This is a genomic window from Brevundimonas sp., assembly GCF_019636155.1.
Taxonomy (GTDB): domain Bacteria; phylum Pseudomonadota; class Alphaproteobacteria; order Caulobacterales; family Caulobacteraceae; genus Brevundimonas.
Genome location: NZ_JAHBYB010000001.1, coordinates 360,732 through 367,394 on the forward strand (window position 1 = coordinate 360,732; position 6,663 = coordinate 367,394).

General features: G+C 69.3%; 8 protein-coding genes and 1 tRNA gene. 2 read left to right on the top strand and 7 right to left on the bottom strand.

The window, feature by feature from the left end; all coding sequences use genetic code 11:
- Positions 1 to 2: 2 nt before the first annotated feature.
- Complete coding sequence (locus KF910_RS01875; RefSeq protein ID WP_292258501.1) at positions 3 to 653, bottom strand: ribonuclease HII; 651 nt, start codon at positions 651 to 653, stop codon at positions 3 to 5.
- Positions 653 to 1,249 (bottom strand): DNA-3-methyladenine glycosylase I, encoded by a 597-nt coding sequence (locus tag KF910_RS01880; protein WP_292258502.1) that lies wholly within the window; start codon positions 1,247 to 1,249, stop codon positions 653 to 655. Before KF910_RS01880 ends, KF910_RS01875 begins: the two co-directional genes overlap by 1 nt.
- A 126-nt stretch (positions 1,250 to 1,375) precedes the next feature.
- Between KF910_RS01880 and KF910_RS01885 the strand changes: the two genes are divergently transcribed.
- Positions 1,376 to 3,082, top strand: coding sequence for an alpha/beta hydrolase (locus tag KF910_RS01885; protein ID WP_292258503.1), 1,707 nt, complete (start codon positions 1,376 to 1,378; stop codon positions 3,080 to 3,082).
- Here the strand turns inward: KF910_RS01885 and KF910_RS01890 are convergent.
- From KF910_RS01890 to msrA, 3 genes are read right to left on the bottom strand one after another with little or no spacing between them, the layout of a single operon-like run.
- Entirely contained in the window at positions 3,045 to 3,830 is a 786-nt protein-coding gene (locus KF910_RS01890; RefSeq protein ID WP_292258504.1) for a YgfZ/GcvT domain-containing protein, read from the bottom strand. The two genes, KF910_RS01885 and KF910_RS01890, sit on opposite strands and share 38 nt — an antisense overlap.
- A gap of 44 nt (positions 3,831 to 3,874) precedes the next feature.
- Positions 3,875 to 4,291 carry a TIGR01244 family sulfur transferase gene (locus KF910_RS01895; RefSeq protein WP_292258505.1) on the bottom strand — a complete coding sequence of 139 codons (417 nt, stop codon included), beginning with the start codon at positions 4,289 to 4,291 and terminating at the stop codon, positions 3,875 to 3,877.
- Positions 4,292 to 4,294: 3 nt separating this feature from the next.
- Entirely contained in the window at positions 4,295 to 4,945 is a 651-nt protein-coding gene (gene msrA, locus KF910_RS01900; RefSeq protein ID WP_292258506.1) for a peptide-methionine (S)-S-oxide reductase MsrA, read from the bottom strand.
- Between the two features lie 128 nt (positions 4,946 to 5,073).
- Between msrA and KF910_RS01905 the strand changes: the two genes are divergently transcribed.
- A tRNA-Ser gene (locus KF910_RS01905) sits at positions 5,074 to 5,163 on the top strand.
- A gap of 364 nt (positions 5,164 to 5,527) precedes the next feature.
- Here KF910_RS01905 and KF910_RS01910 read toward each other — a convergent pair.
- The gene (locus KF910_RS01910; RefSeq protein ID WP_292258507.1) at positions 5,528 to 5,704 is read right to left on the bottom strand and encodes a hypothetical protein; all 177 of its coding nucleotides are present in this window, start codon (positions 5,702 to 5,704) and stop codon (positions 5,528 to 5,530) included.
- Positions 5,705 to 5,802: 98 nt separating this feature from the next.
- Positions 5,803 to 6,495 carry an IS6 family transposase gene (locus tag KF910_RS01915; RefSeq protein WP_292258524.1) on the bottom strand — a complete coding sequence of 231 codons (693 nt, stop codon included), beginning with the start codon at positions 6,493 to 6,495 and terminating at the stop codon, positions 5,803 to 5,805.
- Positions 6,496 to 6,663 lie beyond the last annotated feature (168 nt).

Consider the following 6,663-nt stretch of genomic DNA (forward strand, 5'->3'; position numbering starts at 1 on the left):
GATCAGGCCGGGCCGGCCTTAAGCAGGGCCCGGATCGGGGCCCATCCGCGCCGGTGGGCGGGGCAAGGGCCCAGGGCCTTCAGGGCCGCCTGGTGCGCGGGGGCGCTGTAGCCCTTGTGGCTGGCGAACCCATAGCCGGGATGCAGGCCGTCCAGCTCCACCATCAGCCGGTCGCGCGCCGTCTTGGCCAGGATGGAGGCCGCCGCGATGGACAGCGACAGCCCGTCGCCCCCGACCACGGTCCGGACGTCGCACGGCAGGCGGAAGCGATAATTGCCGTCCACCAGGGCCGAGGCCGGCGTCACCGCCAGGGCCTCGATCGCCCGGCACATGGCCAGGCCGGTCGCCTGAAGGATGTTCAGTTCGGCGATCTCCTCGACCGAGGCGAAGCCGACGCCCCAAGCGACGGCCCCGGCCTTGATCTCGATCTCCAGGGCCTCGCGCCGGGCCGCCGTCAGGACCTTGGAATCGTCCAGCCCGGCGGGAATGCGGTCCGGATCCAGGATCACCGCCCCGGCGGACACCGGCCCGGCCCAAGGGCCGCGGCCCGCCTCGTCGACGCCGCAGACCGGCCCCTGGCCGGCGTCCAGCACCGTCTGCTCCAGCGCGAAGCTGGGGCCGGGCCGGGGCGAGGGTCGGGACGGCTTGGACATCAGGCGCCGCCCATCGCACGGACCGGTCCGTGCCGGAAACAGGTTTCGACATGATCGTTGACCATCCCCGTCGCCTGCATGAAGGCATAGACGATGACCGGGCCGCAGAAGGTGAAGCCCCGCGCCTTCAGAGCCTTGGCCATGGCGACCGATTGCGGCGTCTGGGTCGGGACCTCGGCCAAGGTTCGCGGCGTCGCCTGGATCGGCGCGCCGTCGACGAAGCCCCACAGCCAGTCGGCGAAATCCTCGCCCCTGTCCTGCATCTCCAGAAAGAGGCGGGCGCCCTTGATGGCGCTGTCGATCTTGGCGCGCGAACGGATGATGCCCGGATCGGCCATCAGCCGCGCCCGGTCCGCATCGTCATAGGCCGCCACCCGGACCGGATCGAAACCATCGAAGGCGGCGCGCAGGCTGTCGCGCTTTCTCAGGATGGTGATCCAGGCCAGGCCCGCCTGAAAGCCGTCCAGGACCAGCTTCTCCCACAAGGCGCGGGGATCGCGCTCGGGCACGCCCCATTCGGTGTCGTGATAGGCGACATAAAGGGGATCGGTCCCGCACCAGGCGCAACGGTGGGCGGATGGGGTCGATTCGCTCATCCCGCCAGCATCGCCGCCCCGGGGCCCAGGCGGCAAGCGCGGCCGCCGTCATGTCTGGAAAGGCGTTGCAAACCGGCGTTTCGTGGCATCACCTGATCCAGGCGGAGTCTGCGGAGGGGAGGCGAGATGCGCGGCGCGGTTTGGGTTCTGATCGTCCTGTTGGGCTTCGGCTCGCCGGCCCTGGCCCAGGCGCCGACGCCCGCCCCGGTCTCGCTGGCGGCGGCGGCGGCGGCGGTGGATTCGGGCGATCTGTCGGCCCTGCGGGCGGTCGCGGCGGACCAGGCCCTGATCGACAGCCTGCGCGCCACGGATCCGGACACCCTGATCGCCTTCCACCTGGCCCTGGCCCAGGCCTATGCCGAGGCGGGGCTGAAGCCCGAGGCGATGGCGGCCTACGAACAGGCGCTGATGGCCATCATGCTGTTCCGCGGCCAGGGCGACGCCTCGATGATCGAGCCGATGGAGGCGGTGGGCGAGCTTCAGTCCGACCCGGCCAAACGGGCCCAGTGGCTGCAGACGGCCTTCGACATCCGCGCCCGCATCTGGGGCCTGACCAACCCCAACCTGGACCCCTATCTGGCCACCCTGAACGCGGCCCGCACGGCGGCGGGGCAGGAACTCTACACGCCCAGCGGCGGCATCCGCGCGGGCGATCCCAATTTCGACCTGGTGGACGTCTATTACGCCACCCACCGCGCCGCGACCGGCCGGCCCGAGCCATCGGAGGCCTATGGCGGCCGTCGCGGCCCGCTCAGCTTCGGGGTGGCCGAGGTCAGCGTGCCGCGTGACCGGGCCGCCGGCTCCATTCCCCGCCCCTCGGTCTGGACCTTCGAGTTCCGGCCCGACCCGAACAGGCACATGATCCTGAACGCGGTCACCCCGATCACCGACCGCGACAGCTTCTTCCGCCGCGTCTCGGGCGTCGTCGCCGACAGCGAGCGCAAGGAGGTGTTCGTCTTCGTCCACGGCTACAACACCAGCTTCGAGGGGGCGGCGATCCGCGCGGCCCAGCTGGCCGTGGACATGAATCTGGACGGGGCGGCCATCCTCTATTCCTGGCCCTCGCGCGCCAGCCTGCTGGGCTATGCCGCCGACACCCGGGCGGTGGCCGACGCGGCCCTGCTGGACGAGGTCTCCGGCTTCCTGACCCAGGTGGCGGTCGATACGGGCGCCCACCGGGTGCATCTGGTGGCCCATTCGATGGGCAACCGGGTGATGATGCGCGCCCTGGACCGGATCGCGGCCGCCAACACCGACGGCAAGCCAGCGTTCAACGAGGTGGTCCTGGCCGCCGCCGACGTCGGGGTGGACGAGTTCCAGATCACCCTGCCCCGCATCCTGCCGACGGCGGAACGGTTCACCCTCTACGCCTCGGCCCGCGACCGGGCGTTGCAGATCTCGGAACAGGTCAATTCCATGCGCCGCGCCGGCGACGCCCGCACCATCATGATCCAGCCTGGGCTTCAGACCATCGACACCACCGGCGCCTCGGGCGGCCTGCTGGGCCACGACGATTTCGCCGGCAGCGCCCTGGCCGATTTCCGCGCGGTGATGTGGCTGTCCCTGGCGCCCGAGCGGCGCTGCGTGCTGGAGACGGCCCAGACGGCGGGCGGGCGATACTGGGCCTTTGGCGGCGGCGACTGCCCGGAACAGGAGTTCGAGGAGGCGACCGAACTGGTGCGCGCCACCGGGGCCATCGACAACGCCCTGGCCAAGCTGGACGACGATATCTCCAAGGCCGCCATCGCCGCCCGAGCGGTCCTGATCCGCAAGCGCGAACGGCTTCAGGCCATTTTCAACCCGACGTCAGCCAGTCCGGCAGGCGCACACTGACCGGCCGGCCGTCGACGGTCAGTTCGCCCTCCAGCCGGTCCAGCCTCAGCAGGGCCATGGCCGCCCCGTCGCGGCCGCTCAGAACCTCTCCGGCGCGCAGATCGCCATTCAGCACCTCGGCCCCCGGCGCCGGCGCCGGCCCGTCGAACAGGATGGGCGCCATGCGGTTGCGGATCGCCCCGCGCCGCTTCATGCGCGAGGTGGTCTCCTGGCCGATGAAGCAGCCCTTGTGAAAGTCGATGCCGTTCAGCAGGTCGAAATCCGCCTCGATCGGATAGCGCCGGTCCTGCCCCCCGTCCGTCGCCGGGTCGGGCACGCCCAGAGCCAGCCGGTGGGCCTCATAGGCCGCCTCGTCCGCGTCCGCCTCCGATCCCTCGCCCAGCGCCCGCCCGCCCAGGGCTCCCAGACGCGGATCGGCCGCGAATCCCGGCCTGACATCGGGCCAGGAGGCCAGGACCGGCCGCGCATCCTCCTCGATCTGAACCTGGGCGCGCAGGCGGTAGAGGCCCAGCCTCTGCATCAGGGCCGCGCGCCGTTCGGCGGCCACGTCTAGGACCACCGCCTCCGCCTCGCCCCACAGGAACAGGTCGAACAACAGCCGCCCGGGCGGCGACAGCAGGGCGCCGAACCGGACCTGGCCCGGCGCCAGGGTCTCGACGTCCTGGGTCAGCAGATTGTGCAGGAACGGCCGCGCGTCGGGGCCGGAGATCCGGACCAGGGCGCGGGAGGAAAGACGGGCGACGGGCATGGTCGCAACATAGGGCCTTGCCGCCCGCCCGCCAGGGTCGAACCTCAGCCCCTGTCCAGCCGGGGCCGCAGGGGCGACAGGTCATAGCCGGCGTCGCGCGCGCGGCTCAGTATGTCCTCGACCGGCCGCCGACCGGCTTCTGACATGGCCCACAGCATGGCGCTGCGTGTGCCCGACCGGCAGAAGGCCAGGACCGGCCCCGGCAGGTCGTCCAGGGCGCGGCGGAAGGCGGCGATCTCTCCCTCGCCCAGCTGGCCCGGCCGCACAGGGATATGGGCGAAGCCCAGGCCCGCGGCCTGGGCCGCCTGCTGCACCGCCCGGGCCGACGGCTGGCCCGGCTCCTCGTCGTCGGGGCGGTTCGAGATTACGGCGCCATAGCCGCGCCGCGCCGCCTCGGCCAGGTCGTCCAGGGCGATCTGTGGCGCGACGTGCAGGCCGTCGGTCAGGAAGCGCACATCCATGGCTCAGGCCTCCACGCCCAGGCCGATCGGGCAGACCACCCCCGTGCCCCCTATGCCGCAATAGCCGGCCGGGTTCTTGGCCAGATAGCCCTGGTGATAGCCCTCGGCGAAATAGAAGGGGCCGGCCGGCGCGATCTCGGTCGTCACGGCGCCCCGGCCCGCCTGGGACAGGGCCGCCTGATAGGCCTGGCGCGACGCCTCGGCCTCGGCCTTCTGCTCGGGAGTCAGGTAATAGATGGCCGACCGATATTGCGTCCCCACGTCATTGCCCTGGCGCATGCCCTGGGTCGGATCGTGGTTCTCCCAGAACGTCTTCAGCAGGTCGCGGTAGGCGATGCGGGCCGGGTCGAACACCACCTGCACCACCTCGGCATGGCCGGTGCGGCCGCTGCACACCTCCTCATAGGTCGGATTGGGCGTGGCCCCGCCGGCATAGCCCGCGGCGGTGACCCAGACGCCAGGCAGTTTCCAGAACACTCGCTCCACGCCCCAGAAACAGCCCATGCCGAAGACGGCGGTCTGAAACCCCTCAGGATAGGGCCCCTTCAGCGGATGACCGGAGACGACATGGGCCGCGTCTGTCGGCATGACGGCGTCCCGCCCCGGCAGGGCGGTCTGGGCGGCGGGCGTATCCGGGGTCTTTCCAGGGGTCATGGCGCAGTCCTTTCGTCGACCTGGCCTATATGGGCGCCGTGCTTGCGCTTGCCGAGGGGGACGGTCTGTTCTATCTGCCTCGCCTCGCGCCGGACCCAACCGTCGGCGCGCCGCGCCGGGCGTGGAATGGACAGGTGGCCGAGTGGTTGAAGGCGCACGCCTGGAACGCGTGTATAGGGGCAACTCTATCGGGGGTTCGAATCCCCCTCTGTCCGCCACTGCCTATCCACTTGAATATCAATAAACAATTCCCAGGACACGGGTCCCGCGAACCCGACTCCTTTCGCCTTCAAACTGGTCCGATCACCATACGGGGCGGCCTTTTGCGGGCCGCAAACCCACCGAACCCCCGACCGCCGTCTCTGTCGTCCCAAGATCCGGTGGAGTTTCCCTGCTAACAGGGAAATTATCAGGGAATTTCGTGATGCTTTGCATTGTCGCCGCGCGGGAACATAGGGCCTAAACCTCGAGCCGGCGGACCTTTCGACCTGCCGGCTGATCACTTGGCTCTGTTTCTGGCAGGGAAAATTCTCGGCCTGATCAGGGAAACCAATCCGACGATCAGGGAAGGCCCGTCGCGATTCAGGCGCCAAGCATCCGCCGCTGGTCATCCCAGCACAGCGGGATCGGCGCGAAGCGTAGGTCCTCCAGGCAAAGCCCGGTCTTCTGCCGCCCTTCGAGGATCGCCGTCTGCAGATCCGGGGCGAGCCAGGCCAACCGGATCAGACTGCGCTCATGCACCGTGGGCGGCGCCTCCAACAGCACACGATCGGCGTCAGCATGGGCTTCGAGAAGCGCGTGGGCCGGTGCTGTCAGGTTAAGTAGCCCGAGCTCAGAAACCCCCTACCCCGCTCGGCTCATGCCGTAGCCGCCGCCCAAGCGGCATCCGCCTCCGCGCGGAAGCGGCGAAGCGTGGATCGGCTGATCAGATGCCGCTGGAGATTGAAGGTGTTGTAGATCGCGGCGTGGGTGGTGAGGAATTTCTGGGCTGACACTTGGGATTTGAAGCCCTGCTGTTGCCGTTCTCGTCGTCGGATCGGCAAATGAGAATTCTCGACCCGATTGTTCTCCCGGAGCCGGCCGGGTCGATGCACTCGCTCCAACCCGAGCTCCCGAAGCGCCGATCCATATGACGCCAGGCCATCGGTCACGATGGATTCCGGCTCCACAGAATGATTTCGCAGGAGCCGACCGAGCAATTTAAGCGCAGCCTCATTGTCTCGCCGACGCTGCACCAAGAGATCCAGAACCTCGCCTTCATCGTCGACCGCGCGCCACAGATACATCCGCCTGCCGCCGATCCAGCACACCATTTCGTCGAGATGCCAGCGCGGCGACGGCGCCGGCCGGCGCTTCTTCAGTCGCCTGGCGATGAGTGGTCCGAACTTGATGGTCCAGCATCGGATCGTCTCGTAGCTGACCTCGATGCCGCGCCGGGCCAGCATCTCTTCCACGTCGCGAAGGCTCAGACTGAAGCGGAAATACAGCCACACCGCGTGACGGATCACCTCCGCAGGGAAGCGGTGGCGCTTGAACGATAGCGGTTTCATAATCCTCATCTCCATCAGCGGCTTACGCTGGCCCTAAGCGGAGACAAGTTAGCGTTAGACTGACAGCACCCGCGGCCCTGCACCTGAACCGCCGCCGGCCGACCGCCTGACCCCCTTCCAGGCCGCCGCGCCCGACAGCCGCCTCGGAGACGGGGCGGTTCTGTCTTC

Excerpts from the sequence above, each read along its gene's own strand:
- KF910_RS01875 (WP_292258501.1), bottom strand. The coding sequence starts at position 653 with ATGTCCAAGCCGTCCCGACCCTCGCCCCGGCCCGGCCCCAGCTTCGCG.
- KF910_RS01880 (WP_292258502.1), bottom strand. The coding sequence starts at position 1,249 with ATGAGCGAATCGACCCCATCCGCCCACCGTTGCGCCTGGTGCGGGACC.
- KF910_RS01885 (WP_292258503.1), top strand. The coding sequence starts at position 1,376 with ATGCGCGGCGCGGTTTGGGTTCTGATCGTCCTGTTGGGCTTCGGCTCG.
- KF910_RS01890 (WP_292258504.1), bottom strand. The coding sequence starts at position 3,830 with ATGCCCGTCGCCCGTCTTTCCTCCCGCGCCCTGGTCCGGATCTCCGGC.
- KF910_RS01895 (WP_292258505.1), bottom strand. The coding sequence starts at position 4,291 with ATGGATGTGCGCTTCCTGACCGACGGCCTGCACGTCGCGCCACAGATC.
- msrA (WP_292258506.1), bottom strand. The coding sequence starts at position 4,945 with ATGACCCCTGGAAAGACCCCGGATACGCCCGCCGCCCAGACCGCCCTG.
- KF910_RS01915 (WP_292258524.1), bottom strand. The coding sequence starts at position 6,495 with ATGAAACCGCTATCGTTCAAGCGCCACCGCTTCCCTGCGGAGGTGATC.